Origin of the sequence: Bacillus arachidis (assembly GCF_030285945.1) — a bacterium.
GTDB lineage: Bacteria > Bacillota > Bacilli > Bacillales > Bacillaceae_G > Bacillus_A > Bacillus_A arachidis.
This window is the reverse complement of record NZ_CP127376.1, coordinates 1,420,642-1,440,235: the sequence shown is the minus strand read 5'-3', so window position 1 is coordinate 1,440,235 and position 19,594 is coordinate 1,420,642. Positions and strand designations below refer to the sequence as shown.

The window sequence follows — 19,594 nt, the reverse complement described above, 5'->3', positions numbered from 1 at the left end:
TTTATCGAATCCCACCATTAAGCTAAATGAGGGTTTCACGTTATGAAATCTTTCACAAAATGGGAATTTTTTCGTACGTCGAAAGAAATTTATGTTATGATAAAATAAGTAAACTTTCATACACTAATTAAGAATTTATTACAGAAAGCAAGGGATCAGATTTTGTATAGAGCAGCAATTCCAAACTTATTTACGCTCGGAAATTTATACAGTGGATTTTTATCAATCGGCTATGCATCTTTAGGGTATTATAAACCAGCTGCTATTTTAGTACTAATCGGGATGATGTTAGATAGTCTTGATGGTCGGGTTGCTCGTTTATTGCGTGTTGATTCACAAATGGGAAAAGAACTTGATTCACTAGCAGATGTTGTAACATTCGGTGCTGCGCCTGCGGTTTTAATGTACTACACCTCCTTTTCCAATTACGGAATTATCGGACTATACATAGCAGGACTATTCCCCCTATTCGGAGCATATCGCTTAGCAAGGTTCAATGTAACGCCATCCTCTACTTCTATGAAGTATTTCACTGGTGTTCCTATTACTGCAGCAGGAGGACTTGTTGCCTTCTTAACATTGTTTTCAAATACCATTCCAAAAATCGTCCTCATTACGGTATTTGTAACGTTTGCATTTTTAATGGTAAGTCGCATTCGAATCCCAAGTTTAAAAGATGTACCAATTCCACGTTACAGCATTATTGTTACGCTATTTTTAATTGGTAGTATTTATACAATGTATAAAACGAGTTTTGGCAACATTTCAGTATTTCTATTCATTGCTATTCCACTTTATATTTTGTTTATGTTATCTCAATTTCTTAGACAAAGGCCATCTCATAAAAAACGAGCAAATAAAGAAAAATAGCAAGAACCCTTCCGAATTCGGAAGGGTTCTTGCTATTTTGTAACTAATACTTTTTGTTTCACAGGTGTTAATGGTTCCTCTCCTTCTAATACAGCTAAAATGTTACGTACTGCCATTTCAGCCATAGCGTCACGTGTTTCAAACGTTGCGTTTCCAACATGCGGAGTAAGAACAACATTTTTCAGCCCCTTTAATCTCTCTGTAATTTTCGGTTCAAACTCAAATACATCAAGAGCCGCCCCTTCAATTTCATTTGTCTCTAACGCATGAGCAAGCGCTAGTTCATTCATAATTGGACCACGTGCTGCATTTATGATATATGCTGTTTTCTTCATCATTTTAAATTGTTCTTCATCAATCATATGATGAAGACTTGGATTATACGCACAATTAATTGTAATAAAGTCTGCTGTTTGTAATAGTTCTTCTAATGTTACATATATTGCTTCTAATTCACTTTCTGCCTCATCCTTACGGTTTGGGCCTGTATAAATCACATTCATTCCAAATGCTTTTGCACGTTTCGCAACTGCTTTTCCAATTTCACCAAGGCCGATGATTCCAATTGTTTTCCCATATACTTCTCGGCCTAGGAAAAAGAGTGGTGCCCAGCCATTAAATCCTACAGTACGACATAATGTATCTCCTTCTGGAATTCGTCTTGCAGCTGCTAAGAGAAGGGCAAATGTTAACTCTGCTGTTGCTTCTGTTGAAACTTTTGGTGTATTTGTAACTGTAATTCCTTTTTCTGCAGCATACATATAATCGATATTATCGTAACCTGCACCATAGTTGGCAATGATTTTCAAATCAGGTGCTACATCAATTACTTCCTTTGTTACCTTTGTTGAAAGTAAACTTAACAGTGCATCTTTTTCCTTTACTCGTTCTGCTAGTTCCTCTACACTAATTAATCCTTCCTTATCATACATTTCCACATCATGATTTTGTAATAATTGTAGTCCGATTTCTGGAATTTTTCCTGCCACTAATATTTTCGCCACTAATAAGCACCTCTTCTATTTAAAAATGAAAACTCCTTTATATTTTATTGTAAGAAATCTATATCAAAAAAGCCAAGAAATTTGATTACAGTTCCGAAAACTGACACTTTTCCACATAATAAAAGAGGAGATCGATATCTCCTCTTTTATTTATTGCTCTTCACTAGATTGTTTTCCAAGCTTTACATCAATCGTTCCTTCTGCTACCGTATCACTAATTTGTTCTTGCACTACAGAATCAACTTCCTCGTTCGTTTTGGAAGCATAACTTTGATTCGTCACTTTCATGTTCTGTTTGTTGTTTTGTTTTGTCATTTCAAACCCTCCTTTATCATTCTTTTTTATTTTGAGCAAAAAGAAAGGTTTTCATCACAAAATCATTTTTACTTTGAAACAGTTACCGATTCTTCTTCAAGCAGCTTCATCTTCCTCACCCGTTTTTCAAATGTAGCAACATGAGAAATACCATGATTACGTAATGTTTTCACATTTTCCCGGATATAATTTCCTAAGTCATTTGGGTAATGAGCATCTGATGAAAGAGTAATCGGTACTTTATGCTGCGCTAACGCTTGTAAATAAAGCGGACTTGGACACATCTCTCGAACAGGATAACGATAATATAATCCAGCATTTACTTCCGTTGCTGTATTTGTTTCTATTAATGCCTTAGCAATTCTTTCGTAATATGGAATCTGTACATTTTCATCTAATCGATAATTAAATACTTTTATATTATCAAGGTGCGCTACAATATCAAATAATCTCGAACGAACTGCCTTTTCTACTGTTGTAAAAAAGGCACCATACAATGTATTTAGCTGATGATTTTCGAAATATTCTTTCGTATCCGGGTTATCAAATCCCCATCCATCAATAAAATGGACAGAACCAATTACATAATCCCAATCTCCTAATGCTAACAAATCTTCTAGCTCTCTCTCTCCATCAATAAAATAATCAGCTTCAATCCCAAGGCGCAGCACTACTCCTCTTTTTCTCCAACGCTCCTTTGCCTCTTGAATTGCTTTTGTAAAATCAGAAATGGAAGCTACCCGCACTTGATCTAGCCATTCTTTCTGCAGTCGACCGAGCTTTGAATCACTAATGTCTACATATTTTTCGTAATACTCTTTTGCCTCATAAAAGCGATAGAGATGATCAACAATCCCCACTTCTTTTATTCCTTTTTGCAGCGCTTCTTCTAAATATAAATCAATCCATTCCGCTGTAAACGGACCGTCTTGCACACGCTTTTGCAAACGTTCTTGTGTTTTCATGAGCCATTCAATAGAGTGCTTTTCTTCTTTGAGTGGTTGAAAATGTTCTAGCGATTCATTTATTCTCGCCAACCATCCTATTGAATACGGACCTTCTTCTAAATGAAGGTGATAATCTACTTTCATACTCTTCCCCCCTTATAATGTATCAATTTCTTTTCGTTCCCCTGTTTTTGAGAGCTTTCCTTGTCTCTCTTTCACTTCTTCTAACACATCTTCTAATGGAATATTTTTTGTGGCTAGTAAAACAAAGCAGTGATAAATCACATCGACCATTTCTTTTATAAGTTCTTCTTTATCATCGTTTTTTGCAGCGATCACAACTTCTATACACTCTTCCCCTATTTTTTTTAAAATCTTATCTTCACCTTTTGTAAATAAATAACTTGTATATGATTCCGAAATTGGACTTTCTTTACGCTGCTCAATAGTTTCATATAAAGACTTCAGTACGTCTTCCATCCTCAGATCCCCCTATATGATTTTATAATGAAAGCATGTTTTCTCTCCTGTATGACAAGCTGGTCCTACTTGCTTAACCATAATTACAATCGAATCTTGATCACAATCTAAATACAGAGATTGAACATACTGCATGTGCCCAGACGTTTCTCCTTTATTCCATAACGCTTGCCGCGAGCGTGAATAAAACCATGTTTTCTTCGTCTCTAACGTTTTTTTATATGCTTCTTCATTCATATATGCTAACATCAAAACTTCTTTTGTTTCTTCTTCTACCACAATAGCTGGCAACAATCCCTTTGAGAAATCAGGCGTCATATTCTCACCTCAATTTTCGCTTCTTGTAATTTTTGCTTCACCTCTTGCACTGTTGCCTCACCATAGTGAAAAATAGAGGCTGCTAATGCTGCATTTACCGATGTTTTTTGAAACACCTTTACAATATGTTCCGCGCTTCCACATCCTCCTGATGCAATAACTGGAAGCGAAACAGCTTCTGAAATTGTTTTAGTCAAACGAATATCATAGCCATCCTTCGTCCCATCTGCATCCATACTCGTAAGTAAAATCTCGCCAGCCCCTAACTGTTCTACCTGCTTTGCCCATTGTACAGCATCAATTCCTGTATCAATCCGTCCACCATTTACATATACGTTCCATTTATTTTCTTTTACTTCCCTTGCATCAATTGCGACAACAATACATTGGGAACCAAAATGTTCGGCTCCTTCCCCAACTAATTTTGGATTTCGTACTGCCGCTGAGTTAAGTGAAACTTTGTCCGCACCTGCTCTTAGCAGGGCATACATATCTTGAATAGTGGAAATCCCACCCCCAACTGTAAGCGGAATAAACACCTTTGACGCCGCTCTCTCTACAACATCTATAATTGTTTTTCTCCCCTCATGCGTCGCCGTAATATCTAAAAAAACAATTTCATCTGCACCTGCTTTATTATACAAATCAGCTATTTCAACAGGATCACCAACATCTTGTAATCCTACAAAATTCACACCCTTTACAACACGGCCATCTTTCACATCTAAACATGGAATGATTCGCTTCGTTAACATATCTTTGTCACCTGCAATGCCTCTTCTAAATCAATTGTTTTTTCATATAACGCTTTTCCGATAATAACGCCATAGACATTCATATCGTTTAACTTCTGTATATCTTGCAATGAGCATACGCCGCCTGATGCAACAATACGGATCGCCACCGCTTTCTGTAGTAATTGCAATTGCTCGAAGTTCGGACCCTCTAACGTACCATCTTTTGCAATATCTGTAAAAATGATTGTTTGCACGCCGGCACTTTCCATTTTCTTCGCAAGGTCAATATAAGAAATTTCAGACACATCTAACCAGCCTCTCGTTGCAACAAAACCATTTTTCGCATCAATACCAACAATAATATTTTCTCCATATAAACGAACTGCTTCTTCTAAAAAAGGACGATCATACAATGCTGCCGTTCCTAAAATAACTTTTTCTACTCCTACTGACAGTAACTTTTCAATCGTTTTAAGAGAGCGTATTCCTCCGCCTACTTGAACCGGAATTCGAACTGCTTTACATATATCCTCAATTACAGAAAGATTCATTGATTGACCTGCAACCGCCCCGTCTAAATCAACAATGTGTAATGTTCTTGCACCTAATTTTTCAAATAATAATGCTTGAGCAACTGGATTTTCATTCATAACTTTTTCCTTATTAAATTCTCCTTGATAAAGCCTAACACACCGCCCTTGTTTTAAATCGATAGCTGGGAAGATTTCCATGATTCTACCACTCCTTTAAAGTTTCTTAACATTTGTATTCCGATATCACCGCTTTTTTCAGGGTGAAACTGCGCTCCAAATATATTCCCTTTCGCAACAATCCCTGGAATATCAATCTTATAGTCACTACTACCACATACAACCTCACTTGGACAATCTACATAATAGGAATGAACATAATACACAAATGAACCATTTTCTACTCCATTCCACAGCTCCATTTCCCGTTTCTTCTTTAATTGATTCCAGCCCATATGCGGTATCTTATAAGGGACTTTCAGCTTTCGAACTACTCCTGGCAACAAACCTAATCCTTTTGTTCTCTCTATTTCTTCACTTTCTTCAAATAAAATCTGCATCCCTAAACAAATACCAAGTAGTGGTTTTCCTTGTGCTCCAATTTCTTGAATTACTGAAACGAGATCTTTTTCCTGCAAAGCAATCATTGCTTTTGGAAAAGCTCCAACTCCTGGTAAGATCACACCGTCACTTTGTAATATCTTCTCTTTATCATCTGTTACAATATGCTTAGCCCCAATACGTGTTAACGCCTGTTCAACACTGCGAATATTCCCCATTCCATAATCTACAATTGCAATCAATTACAACAGTCCTTTCGTAGAGTTTACCCCAACAATTTTGTCATTTTTGTCCACCGCTTCACGCAGTGCACGTCCAAACGCTTTAAATAATGCTTCAATTTTGTGATGGGTATTACTTCCATATAATATTCGAGCATGTAGTGTGATATTGGCAGCGTGGGCAACCGCTCTAAAAAACTCCTCTGTCAGCTCTGTATCAAAATCTCCTAACTTAGGATTTTTCAATTCACCTTGAAAGACAAGATAAGACCTTCCGCTTATATCAATTGCTACAAAGCCTAATGCTTCATCCATTGGTACATATGCCGCTCCGTAACGATTAATCCCTTCTTTATTTTGCAGTGCCTCTTTCAAACAATTTCCAAGTACAATACCAACATCTTCAACAGTATGATGAGCGTCAACAAACACATCACCTTCTGCTTCGATTTGCAAACCAAATCGTCCATGTCTTGCAAACAAAGTTAACATATGATCAAAAAACCCCACACCTGTTTGAATCGCAACATTTGTACTTTCATCTAGTTGTAAACTCAGTTTGATTTTTGTTTCTGTCGTTCCTCGTACTTGACTTGCCTCACGCATTATTTCTCCTCCTCAAATCGAATTTGTATTGCTCTTGCATGCGCGTGTAGTCCCTCTTTATCAGCGAGCGTTGTAATATGATGTTGAACGTTTTGTAACGCTTCTTTTGTATAGGATACAAAGCTCGATTTTTTCACAAAATCATCAACCGATAACGGTGAAAAGAAACGCGCCGTTCCGCTTGTTGGCAGTACATGATTGGGTCCTGCAAAATAATCTCCAAGTGGCTCTGGTGCATACGGACCAATAAAAATCGAACCCGCATGCTGAATATATGCCAAAGCGTTCATCGGCTCTTTTATGTGCAACTCTAAATGCTCCGGTGCTATTTCATTAGACAATTGAAACGCGTGCTCTAGCGAAGGAACAACGAGAATTGCTCCGTTCCTTTCTATTGATTCACAAGCTATTTCACTTCTTGGCAATTCCCGAAGTTGCTGCTTTATTTCTCTTTCTATCTCTTTAGCAAGTTCTACACAAGTTGTAATACAAATCGCAGTTGCTCTCACATCATGCTCAGCTTGAGATAATAAGTCCGCTGCGATAAAAGACGCATTTCCAGTTTTGTCAGCAATTACAACGATCTCAGATGGTCCAGCAATCATATCGATATGAACAACTCCAAATACCTCACGTTTTGCAAGAGCCACATATATATTCCCTGGACCGACAATTTTATCAACTTTCGGAATCGATTCTGTCCCATATGCTAATGCTCCTATCGCTTGTGCACCACCTACTGTATAGATTTCATCTATACCGGCAATTTCAGCAGCTGCTAAAATATGTGGATCTATTCCCGCTTTCCCTGGCGGTGTTACCATTACAACCTTCTGAACACCGGCAATTTTAGCAGGTAATACATTCATAAGTACAGATGACGGATACGATGCAGTTCCTCCTGGTACATATACACCAACTGTTTGCAATGGTCTAATCAGTTGCCCACGAATCACACCCTCATTTTCACAATCTAAAAAGGATTGTCTTTTTTGTTTTTCATGGTAAGAGATGATGTTTTCCTTTGCGCATTGCAATGCTTCTAGAAATGAAGATTCCACATATTTACTCGCTTTTTCAACTTCTTCTTTTGCAACACGTAATTTTTGTAATTCAATTCCATCAAAAGTTTTTGTATAAGAAAATAGCGCCTCATCTTTCCCTTTTCTCACACCCTCAACAATTTCCCTTACGCGTATCTGTACAGTTTCTTCTATTATATTAGCTTGTTCTCTTAACTGTTTTATTCTCTTCAACGCTTCCGTGTAGTTTTCAGATATTACTTCCACCCAGAGTCCCCCTTATTTATCTGCAGTGATGACACGCTCCATTTTATTTATAATATTGAATATTTCGTCTTTTTTTGTTTTTAAAGCAGCTTTATTTACAATCATGCGAGCTGATATTGAATACATTTCTTCAAATACAATCAATCCATTTTCTTGTAATGTTTTTCCCGTCTCTACAATATCAACAATCGCATCTGCTAATCCAAGAAGTGGAGCGATTTCTACTGAACCTTCTATTTTAATAATTTCTACATCTTCTCCCTTATCTCGAAAATAACCGGAAGTAATATGCGGATATTTTGTAGCAATTCTCTTTTTTCGATAGCCTTTCGGATTATATGTCGGAATAGAAGCGACACAAAACTTACAACATCCTACTTCTAAATCAACCATTTCATATATATCTTTCTCATATTCCATTAAAATATCTTTTCCAACAATACCTATGTCTGCAACACCATGTTCTACATATGTTGCAACATCAACCGCTTTAACAAGAATGAACGAAATATTAGCATTTTCACTTTGAAAAACAAGTCTTCTTCCTTTATCTTTCAGCTCCGAACAATCTATACCGATTTTTTCAAAAAGCGGGATAGTATGTTCCTCCAATCTTCCTTTCGTTAACGCAATTTGAATGTTACGCATGAAGTCTCTCCTTCTTTCTGTATCACCCATTTTTCTTTCCACATATATTCCACTAATGCTTTTCCAGTCGCTTCAATCACTTTTGTAATCCCATTCTTCTTCGCAAACTGAAATGTATCTTGCAAATTCTCAAACATAGATAACTCCACTTTCCAACCATCTTTCTGAAGTAAACCACATAGTCTTTCTGCTTCTGCTATCCGATCCAAAGAATAATGAATGATCATATCTAATTTTTTTCGTTTGAATTGTTTTTGCTGTTCTTGTAATATCCGGACAATTTGATTTACTTGTACAGCCAATCCAACTGCTGGCATCGGTTCCCCAAAATTACCAAGCAATTCATCATATCTTCCGCCACTAACGATTTCTCCTCCAACATCATATATATATCCTCTAAAAATAATTCCTGTATAATAATGCAAATGTTGAATCATTCCAAGGTCAATCGAGATATACGAAGCATATCCTAATTTTTCAATCGTTTTATAAATTTCTTTAACCCGCGCAATCGCTTGCTTCATCTCATAATTCGAAGCAAGTTTTTCCGCTTCTTCAATTACTTCAAGTTTTCCGAATAATCTTGGTAACTTTTCAAGTAACTGTACAGTTTCATCACGTCGATCTAAGTTCCTTTCTTGTAAAAAACGGGATAGTTCTGCATAATTTTTACTTTCAATATACGTACGTAAAAGCGACTCCTCCTCTTCTCCAAATGACAGCTTTTTAACGATACACTTGTATAACTGAACTTGCCCTAATTCTATTGTAAAAGATTGAATCCCCACAGCTTGAAGAGCGTGAATTGCGCTTACGATACATTCAATTTCAGCACGTATATTATCTATCCCAATTATTTCAATACCTGTTTGAATGATTTCATTGTATTTTCCAGCTAGCGACTCGTTCGCTCGAAACACATTCCCACTATATGTTAATTTCACTGGTGCTTCCTCACCATGAGTTCCTATTACTCTTGCAAGTGGGATTGTCATATCAGGTCTTAACACGATAATGCGTCCTTGCTGGTCAAAGAACTTATACATTTTCTCTTCATCTATCGGACGATTCCGAAAAGAAAAGACATCATAAAATTCAATCGTAGGCGTTCGGATTTCCTCATAGCCTCTTTCTAAAAAAGTACGTCGTAATTTTTGTTCAACTTCTTCTATTAGCGTACACTCTTCAAATACATAATCTCTTGTTCCATCTGGATTTGCTCGCTTCCATTTTGTCATACCGATTCACACTCCTTTAAGCTCTCATCAGTAAATTTCCCCTTTTAATATATGCCCACCATAGCAATCATGAACAAAATAAAAAGGGCCTTGTAGAAAAAATACCTACAAGGCCCTTTCATAGGGTGTAGGTACAACGGGACTAACCCTTGTACCTACACGTTGTTCACGCTAGGTTCAAGGGTTTATGTATGATGATGTAGTTGTGTAAGCATATTAATAGATTGTAATGTAAACATTATCCTTACTCCCTTTCTCCTCTTATTTTCACATAGTATATAACACAAAATTCAGAATGTAAACAAAATTCAAACCTTGTTTATATTTTATTACAGCTCGCTAAACAAATTAGCGAGCTGTATTTCGTTCATATTCTTGAATTCGTTGCTCATATTGAAGTGTGATTCCGATTTCATCTAAACCATTTAATAATTTTTCTTTCCACATGTTTTCAATTGTAAAATGAAAACGATGTAGCGAGGTTGTAATCACTTCATTCTCTAGATCAACTTCGATGACATCTCTTGGATCAACAGCTGCTAGCTTTTCACGCATTTCTTTTTCCATAACGATTGGCAGCATGCCATTTTTCGTACAATTCATATAAAAAATATCTGCAAATCCCCCCGCAACAATAACACGAAATCCATAGTCAGCGAGTGCCCATGGCGCATGTTCTCGTGATGAACCACAGCCAAAATTTTCACCTGTAATGAGTATACTTGCACCTTTTCGCTCAGGTGCATTTAATGGAAAATCTGGATTCTCTTGCCTGTCATTCCCATAACGCCATTCATCAAATAAAAATTGCCCAAAACCCGTTCGTTCAATCCTCTTTAAATATTGTTTTGGAATAATTTGATCTGTATCAATATTATCGTTCATTAGTACGGCAACAGTACCTTTATGAATACGAAACGGCTCCATCATAACTCTCCTTTCTTACATCAACGAAATGACCATAAAGTGCTGCGGCGGCTGCCATAGCAGGACTGACTAAATGTGTTCTTGCACCCTTCCCTTGCCGTCCTTCAAAATTCCGATTGGAAGTAGATGCACAATGTTCTCCTTCAGGCACTTGGTCTGGATTCATCCCAAGACACATAGAACACCCAGGTTCTCTCCATTCAAATCCCGCCTCTTCAAATATACGGTGCAATCCTTTTTCCATTGCTGCTTTTCGTACTCTTTTAGACCCTGGTACAACAAGCGCTCGTACCCCTTCTTTTACCTTTTTTCCCTTCACAACAGCCGCGGCGATTTCTAAATCTGATAAACGAGAATTTGTGCAAGAACCAATAAATACATGCTGAACAGGAATATCAAATACACTCTGTCCCGGCTGAAGCCCCATATACGCTAAAGCTCGTTCATCATTTTTATCATGTGTTTCTGGAAGCTTCTCATCAATACGCATACCCATACTTGGATTTGTTCCCCATGTTACATATGGTACTAGTTTAGCAACATCTACTGAAATATAAGTATCGTATATTGCATCTGGCTCAGTATAAAGTTCCTTCCACTTTGCTACTGCCAAATCAAATTCTTCCGGTGCATACTCACGTCCTTTTACATAAGCAAATGTTTTTTCATCTGGCGCAATAATTCCTGCTTTTGCTCCGCCCTCGATTGCCATGTTACAAAGCGTCATTCGCTCTTCCATTTCCATATTTACAATTGTTTCTCCGTAAAACTCCATCACATATCCCGTTCCAACTGCTATCCCATGCATAGCTAGGAGGTGTAAAATAATATCTTTTGCGTATACTCCTTTAGGCAATTTCCCCTTTAATTCAATCCCCATTGCCTTTGGCTTTCGCTGCCATAATGTTTGCGTCGCTAATACATGTTCAACTTCACTTGTACCAATTCCAAATGACAACGCTCCAAAGGCTCCATGTGTTGCCGTATGACTATCACCACATACAATGGTCTTTCCCGGTTGTGTAAGTCCCAGTTCCGGTCCAATAACATGAACAATCCCTTGATTTTCATCATCAATATCCGCTAATGGAATATTAAATTGCTTACAATTTTCACGAAGTGTATCTAATTGTTGCTTAGCAATACGATCCGTAATGTTCCAAACATCCTTTGTTGGAATATTATGATCCATCGTTGCAAATGTTAAATCCGGCCTCCGAACGTTCCGATTTGCGAGCCGCAAGCCTTCAAACGCTTGCGGCGATGTTACTTCATGTACGAGATGAAGATCGATATATAATAAATCTAATCCATTTTCATTTGTCGCAACAACATGTCTCTCCCACAACTTATCCAGTAACCTTTTAGCCATTATCTTCCTCTCCCTACTAACGCTTGTTCTTCCATTTCTTGAAGTACAGCCTTTGTAAACGAAGTTGTTGTTTCATTTCCGCCGATATCAACTGTACATTTCCCAGAGCGAAGAACTGAAGAAATTGCTTCTTCAATCGCTTCTCCCTCTCTTCTTAGTTCAAAAGACTGTCCAAGCATCATCGCAACTGAACGCATCATCGCAATTGGATTCACTTTATTCTTCCCTGCAATGTCTGGTGCTGATCCATGAATTGGTTCATAAAGTGAAGGCCCATTCTCTGCGTGACCTGCCGAAGGAAGCATCCCTAGTGACCCAGCTAATACAGAGGCCTCATCACTTAAAATATCACCAAATAAATTTTCTGTTACAACAACATCAAACCTGCCTGGGTTGCGAATCAATTCCATAGCCGCTGCATCTACTAAAATATGTTCAAGTTCAATATTAGGATAGCGAAGTGCCACTTCTTTTGTTACTTCCCTCCAAAGTTTACTCGACTCTAAAACATTTGCTTTATCAATAGAAGTAACTTTTTTACGACGTTTACTCGCTAATTGAAAAGCGTAAGAAACAATGCGCTCAATTTCATGACGATGATAAGTAAGCGTATCTGTAGCTACTTCTTCTGTTCTTTCTTTTGGAAAAGAGAAATAAATACCACCCGTTAATTCACGAACAACAACAAAATCCACCTTATCAGCAGCCTTCAATGGAGATAAATGAGCAGTCGCTGCATCTACAGTGACAGGACGAACATTAGCAAATACACCAAGCCCTTTTCGAAGTGCAAGCAATCCTTTTTCCGGTCTTTCTTTCGCGTCGTCCCAGCGCGGTCCGCCAACCGAACCTAGTAATACCGCATCACTTGCTAAACATGCCGCTAATGTTCGAGGTGGCAATGGTTGCCCAAACGAATCAATCGCAGCTCCTCCAAATTGTTCATCTTGTAAATAAAAATGGTGACCATATAACCTTTCTATCATGTGCAGTACTTCCTTCGCACTCTCCATAATTTCTGGTCCAACACCATCACCCGCTAAGCAAACAATACGTTTTTCCAATGATCAGCACCCCTTTTTGTTTTTACTGATTATTCTGAATTTAATTAAGTGAAGTGGGGGGTATTCCCCCACTTATCAAACATTACTTTGCAAGCAATAACAAAGCCTGTAACTTTCCAGCTGCATGTACATAAGCTCTAGCTGATGCTTCTAATACATCTTGCGCCACACCAAAACCTGTAACTTGATGAGTTCCTTCTTTCAATTCAACATGAACATGAGCAAGTGCATCTTGACCTTGTGTAATAGATTGAATGCGATAATCAGCTAACTCACACTCAAGTCCCAAAATCCTTTGAATTGCATTGTAAATCGCTTCAATACTCCCTGCTCCTGTTGCTGCATCTTCGTACACATTACCTGCCTCATCTGTTAGTGCAACTGTTGCACATTGCGTACTATTTGATACAAAATGTACTTGTAATTGTTTAATTTTATACTGCTGGGTTGAAAATGCTGTTTCTCCCAGTACTAATGCACGTAAATCTTCTTCTGTAATCTCTTTTTTTCGATCCGCTAATCTCTTAAATGCGCTGAATGCTATATCTCGCTCTGCTTCCGTAAACTCATAGCCAAGTTCCTTCATTTTTTCAGTAAACGCATGGCGACCAGAATGCTTTCCAAGTACAAACAAATTTTGCGCTTCACCAATGAGCTCTGGTTCAATAATTTCATATGTCGTTACTTCTTTTAATACACCATCTTGATGAATACCTGATTCATGAGCAAACGCATTCGCTCCAACAATCGCTTTATTTTTCGGTACAACCATTCCTGTTAAACGACTCACTAATGTACTTGTTGCCTTAATCTCTTTCAATACCATAGAAGGATCGGCTTCATAATAGTCTTTTCGAATATGCAAAGCTACCGCTACCTCTTCTAAAGCTGCATTACCTGCGCGCTCTCCAATTCCATTAATTGTTCCCTCTATTTGGAGGGCCCCGCCTTCAATCGCCGCTAATGAATTTGCTACCGCCATTCCAAGATCGTCATGGCAATGGCAAGAGAAAATAGCTTTTTCATAAGAAGGAACGGACTCTTGTAAGTATTTAAAAAGAGAGTAGTATTCTTCTGGATTGGTATAACCAACTGTATCCGGAATATTAACAACATCCGCTCCAGCACGAATCGCAACTTCCACAGCTTCTGCTAAAAATGCACGAGCCGTTCTCGTTGCATCTTCTGCTGAAAATTGTACTGTGGGAAATAACGATTTCCCTAAAGTTACAGAGCGATGAATACTATCTAATACATCTTCTTTTGACATACAAAGCTTATATTTCATATGAATATCACTCGTTGCCAAAAAGACGTGTAACCTTGGAGATGCTGCATGTTTTAAAGCTTCATATGCTCTTTGAATATCACTTTCCCTCGCTCTTGCTAGACTCATAACGGAAGCGTTTTGAATCGTTTCTGCAATACGTTTTACTGAGCGAAAATCACCTTCAGAAGCTGCTGCAAATCCTGCTTCCATCACATTGATTCCTAGTTTTTCTAACTGTTTGGCAATCTGTAACTTTTCTTGTTCATTTAAATTGACTCCGGGTGATTGTTCGCCATCACGAAGCGTCGTATCCATGAACAAAATCTGTTTCATATTATTTAACCTCCGCCTTTACTTTCGGTTGTACAAACGGCATCATTTCACGTAATTTACGTCCAACAACCTCAATTTGATGTCCATTCTCCTTAGCGTTCGTTGCATGGAAATGTGGTCTTCCTGCTTTATGCTCTGCAATCCATCCTCTTGCGAATGTGCCATCTTGAATTTCTTTCAACACTTCATCCATCGCTTTCTTCGTATGTTCTGTTACAATACGTGGCCCTGATACAAAATCCCCCCACTGCGCTGTATCAGAAACAGAATATCTCATATTTTCAAGTCCACCTTCATACATAAGATCAACAATAAGCTTTAGTTCATGTAAACATTCGAAATAGGCAAGTTCTGGTTGATAACCAGCATCTACTAATGTTTCAAATCCTGCCTTTACAAGTGCAGTAACCCCTCCGCAAAGTACAGCCTGTTCTCCAAATAAATCTGTTTCTGTTTCTTCTTTAAATGTCGTTTCTAATACTCCAGCCCTCGTTGCTCCGATTCCATCTGCATAGGATAATGCTTTTTCAGTTGCTGCTCCTGTTGCGTCTTGATATACAGCAAATAATGCCGGAACTGCTCCGCCTTCGGTAAATGTACGACGTACTAAATGCCCTGGCCCTTTTGGTGCAACTAGAAAGACATCTACATCTTCTGGTGGTGTAATTTGATTAAAATGAACGTTAAACCCATGTGCAAACACGAGTGAATTTCCAGCTTGTAAATTCGGTTCGATTTCTGCTTCATATACCTCTGGCTGTAGTTCATCAGGTAATAGAATCATTACTACATCCGCAAACTTTGTTGCCTCTGCCACTGAATATACAGCAAAGCCATCCCCTTCCGCCTTTTCCCATGACTTTCCTGGCCTTAATCCAACTACTACTTCAAAATTGTTATCACGTAAGTTTTGTGCATGAGCATGACCTTGTGATCCATATCCAACAATTGCTACTTTCTTTCCCTTTAATACATTTACTGCTACATCTTTCTCATAATAAACTTTTGCCATATTCTTTCTCCCCCTATATTTAAATGATTACTGAATTAACATAATTTGTTTATCTTGTTTTTTCATGCTACGCGTGAATGCTGTGACACCTGTTCTTGCAATTTCTTTTAAGCCATATGGGCGCAAGAGCTCAATTAACGCTTCTACCTTTTCTTGTGTACCTGTTACTTGCACCACGATGGAATCCTTTCCAATATCTATTACAGTGGCTCGAAACGGTTCAATTAAGCTATACAATTCGGCTCTTGATACACTTGTTGTTGCTACTTTAATGAGAGCCAGTTCCCTTGCAATCATCGCCTCTTCCGTTATATCAGATACTTTTAACACATCGATTTGTTTATGCAGTTGCTTAATGAGCTGTTCCACTTGTTGTTCGCTTTCAACATGAACAACAAATGTCATCCGTGAAATATCAGACGATTCTGTATGCCCAACAGAAATACTTTCAATATTAAAATGCCTCCTCGTCATAACACCGGTAATTCGGTTTAATACGCCGCTTTGATTTCGAACGGTTGCCGTAACAATCCTTTTCATCACTTTTCCACCCCCTCCATTTGATGAACCCCTTTTCCAGGAGCAACCATCGGCATCACTTTTTCGGACTGTAGTACCCTGCAATCAATTACAACTGGTTCTTGTAAAGCAATTGCCTCTTTTAACTGTTCCTTTGCTAATAATGGATTTTCAATGCGAATCCCTTTTAGCCCATACGCCTGTGCAAGTGCTACAAAATCCGGTTGACAAGAAAGCAAAGAATGAGAATATCTTTGATTATAAAATTCATCTTGCCATTGTCTTACCATGCCTAAAGCTTCATTATTTAAAATCAAAACTTTAACCGGCAAGGAATGTTCTTTTAATACACCTAATTCTTGTAATGTCATTTGAAAACCAGCATCCCCAACAATTGCAACAACTAACTCATTTGGCTTTGCAATTTGTGCACCAATAGCAGCTGGAAATCCAAATCCCATCGTCCCAAGCCCTCCAGATGTTACCCACTTATCTGGATCTTTAAGCGGATAATATTGAGCTGCCCACATTTGGTGCTGTCCAACATCTGTTGTAATAATCGCCTTTCCTTTTGTGATTTCGTATAGCATATCAATTGCCGATTGTGGTTTAATCTCATCAGAATCTTGATCGTAAGAAAAAGGATATTGTTCTTTTCTACTTTTCAAAAGTGATAACCATGCACTATGATTCTCTTTTTTCCCTTTAGAAACAAGAAGTGCCTCCAAAGCATGCTTTGCACTTGCTACAATCGGAATTTCTGTAGGGACATTCTTTCCAATTTCTGCTGGATCAATATCAATATGTGCGACTATAGCCTCTTTCGCAAAATATTCCAGATTTCCTGTGAGACGATCATCGAATCTCGCACCGAGATTTATGAGTAAATCACACTCATATAACGCCATGTTTGCTGTATACGAACCGTGCATCCCTCCCATTCCTAGAAACAACTCATCATGAGGAGGAAATCCACCTAATCCAAGAAGTGTATGAACCACAGGTATACGATACATTTGTGCAAAATCTGTTAATTCTTGTGCAGCTTTTGCATGCAATACGCCTGCTCCAGCTAAAATCAACGGCTTCTCAGCAACATCAATCGCTTGTAATAATTTGTTAATTTGCAATAAATTAGGTTCATAGTTTGGTTGATATCCTGGCAAATCCATTTGTACGTTACTACATCGCTCTCCTTTTTCTACTACCATGTTTTTAGGAAGATCGATAACTACCGGTCCTGGTCGACCTGTTTTCGCAATATGAAAGGCCTCTTTAATAATTCTTGGTAAATCTGATGCCCTGCGCACTTGATAATTATGTTTTGTTACTGGCATTGTAAGCCCCATAATATCCGCTTCTTGGAAAGCATCACTTCCAATCAGCGTTGTAGCTACTTGACCAGTGAAAACAACAAGCGGTAATGAGTCAATCATTGCATCTGCAAGACCCGTAATTACATTTGTCGCACCAGGACCACTTGTCGCAATAACAACACCAGGTTTTCCTGTAACTCGTGCATACCCCTCAGCTGCATGAATCGCTCCTTGTTCATGTCTTGTTAAAATATGAGGAATTTCGCAATCATATATTGCATCATAGAGCGGTAGAACAGCACCTCCTGGATAACCAAAAATAACTTCTACGTCTTCCTTTCCTAACGCTTCTAACAATAGTTGTGCACCAGTTGCCATTTTATCTTCCGTTTTTGAAGGCATTTTTCTTATGAACCTCCTTTAAAATTGTTTTTTTACAATAAAAAAATCCTACGTCCACACTCCAGCTATGTGCTGAAGGGACGAAAGATTTCGCGGTACCACCCTTCTTCGCAAGAATACTTCTTGCCTCAGTGACTCAGGGAATGAGTCTAGCTAATAACGGAGCTACCGTCTAAACCTAGGCAAACGCTTCAGTTTAGCACTCAAAGGCGATGTTCGTCGACGTGAACCATCGGTTTCCAGCAACCACCGACTCTCTGTGAGGCTTCACAATCAACTACTCCTCCCTATCAACGCTTTACAAATTTATCATTTATTACACTGCTATCATTAAACTTTATTTTCTTCGTAAACTTTCTCTCCATCTTCTATAACTAATTTACGAAACTCTTCTAATAAACAATTTGTATGCGGACCCGTTTTTCCGTCCCCAATCGTTCTTCCGTCAACTGTTGTCACTGCAATAACTTCAGCAGCAGTTCCTGTTAAAAATACTTCATCTGCTACATATACATCGTGTCTTGTAAATAATTCTTCTCTTACGTCATACCCGAGTTTTTCTCCAATTTCTAAAATGGAATTTCTTGTAATACCTTCTAATGCCCCTGCAGAACTTGGTGGTGTAATTAATTTATTGCCTTTTACAATGAACACATTATCACCAGATCCTTCTGCAACATAACCTTGTTCATTTAACATAAGGGCTTCTTGTACACCAGCAAGCTTCGCTTCAATTCGAACTAAAATATTATTTAAATAGTTTAAAGACTTTACTTGCGGTGTTAATACATCTGGACGATTTCGACGTGTGGCAACTGTCACAACCGGTATTCCTTTTTCGTAATATTCCGACGGAAATAGTGATAACTGTTCCGCAATTACGACTACATTCGGTTTCGAGCAAGAATCAGGATCTAATCCAAGGTTCCCAGCACCTCGTGATACAACTAAACGAATGTATCCGTTAGATAGCTTATTTTGACGAATCGTCTCAACAACAATATCTATCACTTCATCTAACGTATATGGAATTTCCAACATAATGGATTTTGCTGACTCATATAAACGAATAAGATGTTCTTTAAGTCTAAAGACATTGCCACTGTAGACACGAATCCCTTCAAACACCCCATCGCCATATAAATAACCATGATCATATACTGAAACTTTTGCTTCGTCTTTTGGAACAAATTCTCCATTTAAGAAAATCCATTGCTCATTCACTTAAAAGCGCCTCCTATGTTCTGTGAATTTTTTATTGTTTCCTAGTTTACTCTCCTTTTTAAATAAATCAAGATAATTTTTAGAAAATTTTAAATTTTTAATTTATAGACATGCTCATTTATATTGATTTATCAACATTGTTAACGTTTACAAAATGTCAAAAATTTTTTTCGTCATTTTTCATCAAAAAAAATATTTGTTTAGAAGAAGGATTTTTGTCAAATAATGCGAATCTATTGTATTCAATAAACGGACGTCCGATTTCATATATTCGGCAATAAAAACGACTTTTAATTAAAAAGGAGGAATACATTCAAAATAAAATTGTATAAAAGTAACAATCATATTTTTCACGCAGCTTTCATAAGCCTATTTTAAAAAAACAAATTGT

21 protein-coding genes and 1 other annotated feature are annotated in these 19,594 nt (G+C 37.8%); of the genes, 1 reads left to right on the top strand and 20 read right to left on the bottom strand.

Translation table 11 applies throughout. The features are described from left to right. Nucleotides 1–162: 162 nt before the first annotated feature. A complete protein-coding gene (pssA, locus tag QRY57_RS08845) occupies nucleotides 163–870 on the top strand; it encodes a CDP-diacylglycerol--serine O-phosphatidyltransferase (protein ID WP_026591284.1) in 708 nt (235 codons plus the stop codon). A 32-nt stretch (nucleotides 871–902) separates the two neighbouring features. Here pssA and QRY57_RS08840 read toward each other — a convergent pair whose 3' ends face one another. From QRY57_RS08840 to ilvE, 20 genes are all read right to left on the bottom strand, one after another. Then, nucleotides 903–1,874 (bottom strand): NAD(P)-dependent oxidoreductase, encoded by a 972-nt coding sequence (locus tag QRY57_RS08840; RefSeq protein ID WP_090691002.1) that lies wholly within the window; start codon nucleotides 1,872–1,874, stop codon nucleotides 903–905. Between the two features lie 150 nt (nucleotides 1,875–2,024). Continuing rightward, entirely contained in the window at nucleotides 2,025–2,189 is a 165-nt protein-coding gene (locus tag QRY57_RS08835; RefSeq protein WP_286017207.1) for a DUF4025 domain-containing protein, read from the bottom strand. 68 nt (nucleotides 2,190–2,257) lie between these two features. After that, the gene (locus tag QRY57_RS08830) at nucleotides 2,258–3,280 is read right to left on the bottom strand and encodes a histidinol phosphate phosphatase domain-containing protein (protein WP_026591286.1); all 1,023 of its coding nucleotides are present in this window, start codon (nucleotides 3,278–3,280) and stop codon (nucleotides 2,258–2,260) included. Between the two features lie 12 nt (nucleotides 3,281–3,292). Beyond that, nucleotides 3,293–3,616: a phosphoribosyl-ATP diphosphatase gene (gene hisE / locus QRY57_RS08825; protein ID WP_090690997.1), complete on the bottom strand. Its 324-nt coding sequence runs from the start codon at nucleotides 3,614–3,616 to the stop codon at nucleotides 3,293–3,295. 12 nt (nucleotides 3,617–3,628) lie between these two features. Next, nucleotides 3,629–3,934 carry a phosphoribosyl-AMP cyclohydrolase gene (gene hisI, locus QRY57_RS08820; RefSeq protein ID WP_026591288.1) on the bottom strand — a complete coding sequence of 102 codons (306 nt, stop codon included), beginning with the start codon at nucleotides 3,932–3,934 and terminating at the stop codon, nucleotides 3,629–3,631. Further along, nucleotides 3,931–4,689: an imidazole glycerol phosphate synthase subunit HisF gene (hisF, locus tag QRY57_RS08815; RefSeq protein WP_286017206.1), complete on the bottom strand. Its 759-nt coding sequence runs from the start codon at nucleotides 4,687–4,689 to the stop codon at nucleotides 3,931–3,933. Before hisF ends, hisI begins: the two co-directional genes overlap by 4 nt. Next, nucleotides 4,683–5,402 carry a 1-(5-phosphoribosyl)-5-[(5-phosphoribosylamino)methylideneamino]imidazole-4-carboxamide isomerase gene (gene hisA / locus QRY57_RS08810; protein WP_026591290.1) on the bottom strand — a complete coding sequence of 240 codons (720 nt, stop codon included), beginning with the start codon at nucleotides 5,400–5,402 and terminating at the stop codon, nucleotides 4,683–4,685. The genes hisF and hisA overlap by 7 nt, the downstream gene beginning before the upstream one ends. Continuing rightward, nucleotides 5,375–6,004 carry an imidazole glycerol phosphate synthase subunit HisH gene (gene hisH / locus QRY57_RS08805; protein ID WP_090690991.1) on the bottom strand — a complete coding sequence of 210 codons (630 nt, stop codon included), beginning with the start codon at nucleotides 6,002–6,004 and terminating at the stop codon, nucleotides 5,375–5,377. Before hisH ends, hisA begins: the two co-directional genes overlap by 28 nt. Next, a complete protein-coding gene (gene hisB, locus QRY57_RS08800) occupies nucleotides 6,005–6,589 on the bottom strand; it encodes an imidazoleglycerol-phosphate dehydratase HisB (protein ID WP_090690987.1) in 585 nt (194 codons plus the stop codon). Continuing rightward, nucleotides 6,589–7,878: a histidinol dehydrogenase gene (gene hisD / locus QRY57_RS08795; RefSeq protein WP_286017205.1), complete on the bottom strand. Its 1,290-nt coding sequence runs from the start codon at nucleotides 7,876–7,878 to the stop codon at nucleotides 6,589–6,591. Before hisD ends, hisB begins: the two co-directional genes overlap by 1 nt. Nucleotides 7,879–7,890: 12 nt before the next feature. Further along, a complete protein-coding gene (hisG, locus tag QRY57_RS08790) occupies nucleotides 7,891–8,526 on the bottom strand; it encodes an ATP phosphoribosyltransferase (protein ID WP_090690984.1) in 636 nt (211 codons plus the stop codon). Further along, nucleotides 8,502–9,764 (bottom strand): ATP phosphoribosyltransferase regulatory subunit, encoded by a 1,263-nt coding sequence (gene hisZ, locus QRY57_RS08785; protein ID WP_026591295.1) that lies wholly within the window; start codon nucleotides 9,762–9,764, stop codon nucleotides 8,502–8,504. The genes hisG and hisZ overlap by 25 nt, the downstream gene beginning before the upstream one ends. 348 nt (nucleotides 9,765–10,112) lie before the next feature. Continuing rightward, on the bottom strand, nucleotides 10,113–10,691 hold the full coding sequence (gene leuD / locus QRY57_RS08780) for a 3-isopropylmalate dehydratase small subunit (RefSeq protein ID WP_286017830.1): 579 nt from the start codon (nucleotides 10,689–10,691) through the stop codon (nucleotides 10,113–10,115). Continuing rightward, entirely contained in the window at nucleotides 10,669–12,063 is a 1,395-nt protein-coding gene (leuC, locus tag QRY57_RS08775; protein WP_286017204.1) for a 3-isopropylmalate dehydratase large subunit, read from the bottom strand. Before leuC ends, leuD begins: the two co-directional genes overlap by 23 nt. Next, nucleotides 12,063–13,127, bottom strand: a complete 1,065-nt coding sequence (gene leuB / locus QRY57_RS08770; protein WP_286017203.1) for a 3-isopropylmalate dehydrogenase — start codon at nucleotides 13,125–13,127, stop codon at nucleotides 12,063–12,065. The genes leuC and leuB overlap by 1 nt, the downstream gene beginning before the upstream one ends. A gap of 82 nt (nucleotides 13,128–13,209) precedes the next feature. Then, a complete protein-coding gene (locus QRY57_RS08765; RefSeq protein ID WP_286017202.1) occupies nucleotides 13,210–14,730 on the bottom strand; it encodes a 2-isopropylmalate synthase in 1,521 nt (506 codons plus the stop codon). A gap of 1 nt (nucleotide 14,731) precedes the next feature. After that, nucleotides 14,732–15,742 (bottom strand): ketol-acid reductoisomerase, encoded by a 1,011-nt coding sequence (gene ilvC / locus QRY57_RS08760; RefSeq protein WP_026591300.1) that lies wholly within the window; start codon nucleotides 15,740–15,742, stop codon nucleotides 14,732–14,734. 27 nt (nucleotides 15,743–15,769) lie between these two features. Further along, nucleotides 15,770–16,282: an acetolactate synthase small subunit gene (ilvN, locus tag QRY57_RS08755; protein WP_026591301.1), complete on the bottom strand. Its 513-nt coding sequence runs from the start codon at nucleotides 16,280–16,282 to the stop codon at nucleotides 15,770–15,772. Continuing rightward, on the bottom strand, nucleotides 16,282–17,979 hold the full coding sequence (ilvB, locus tag QRY57_RS08750) for an acetolactate synthase large subunit (protein ID WP_090690969.1): 1,698 nt from the start codon (nucleotides 17,977–17,979) through the stop codon (nucleotides 16,282–16,284). Before ilvB ends, ilvN begins: the two co-directional genes overlap by 1 nt. Before the next feature lie 73 nt (nucleotides 17,980–18,052). Continuing rightward, nucleotides 18,053–18,282: a binding site (T-box leader), on the bottom strand. Nucleotides 18,283–18,309: 27 nt separating this feature from the next. Then, nucleotides 18,310–19,203, bottom strand: a complete 894-nt coding sequence (gene ilvE / locus QRY57_RS08745) for a branched-chain-amino-acid transaminase (RefSeq protein ID WP_286017201.1) — start codon at nucleotides 19,201–19,203, stop codon at nucleotides 18,310–18,312. Nucleotides 19,204–19,594: the final 391 nt, after the last annotated feature.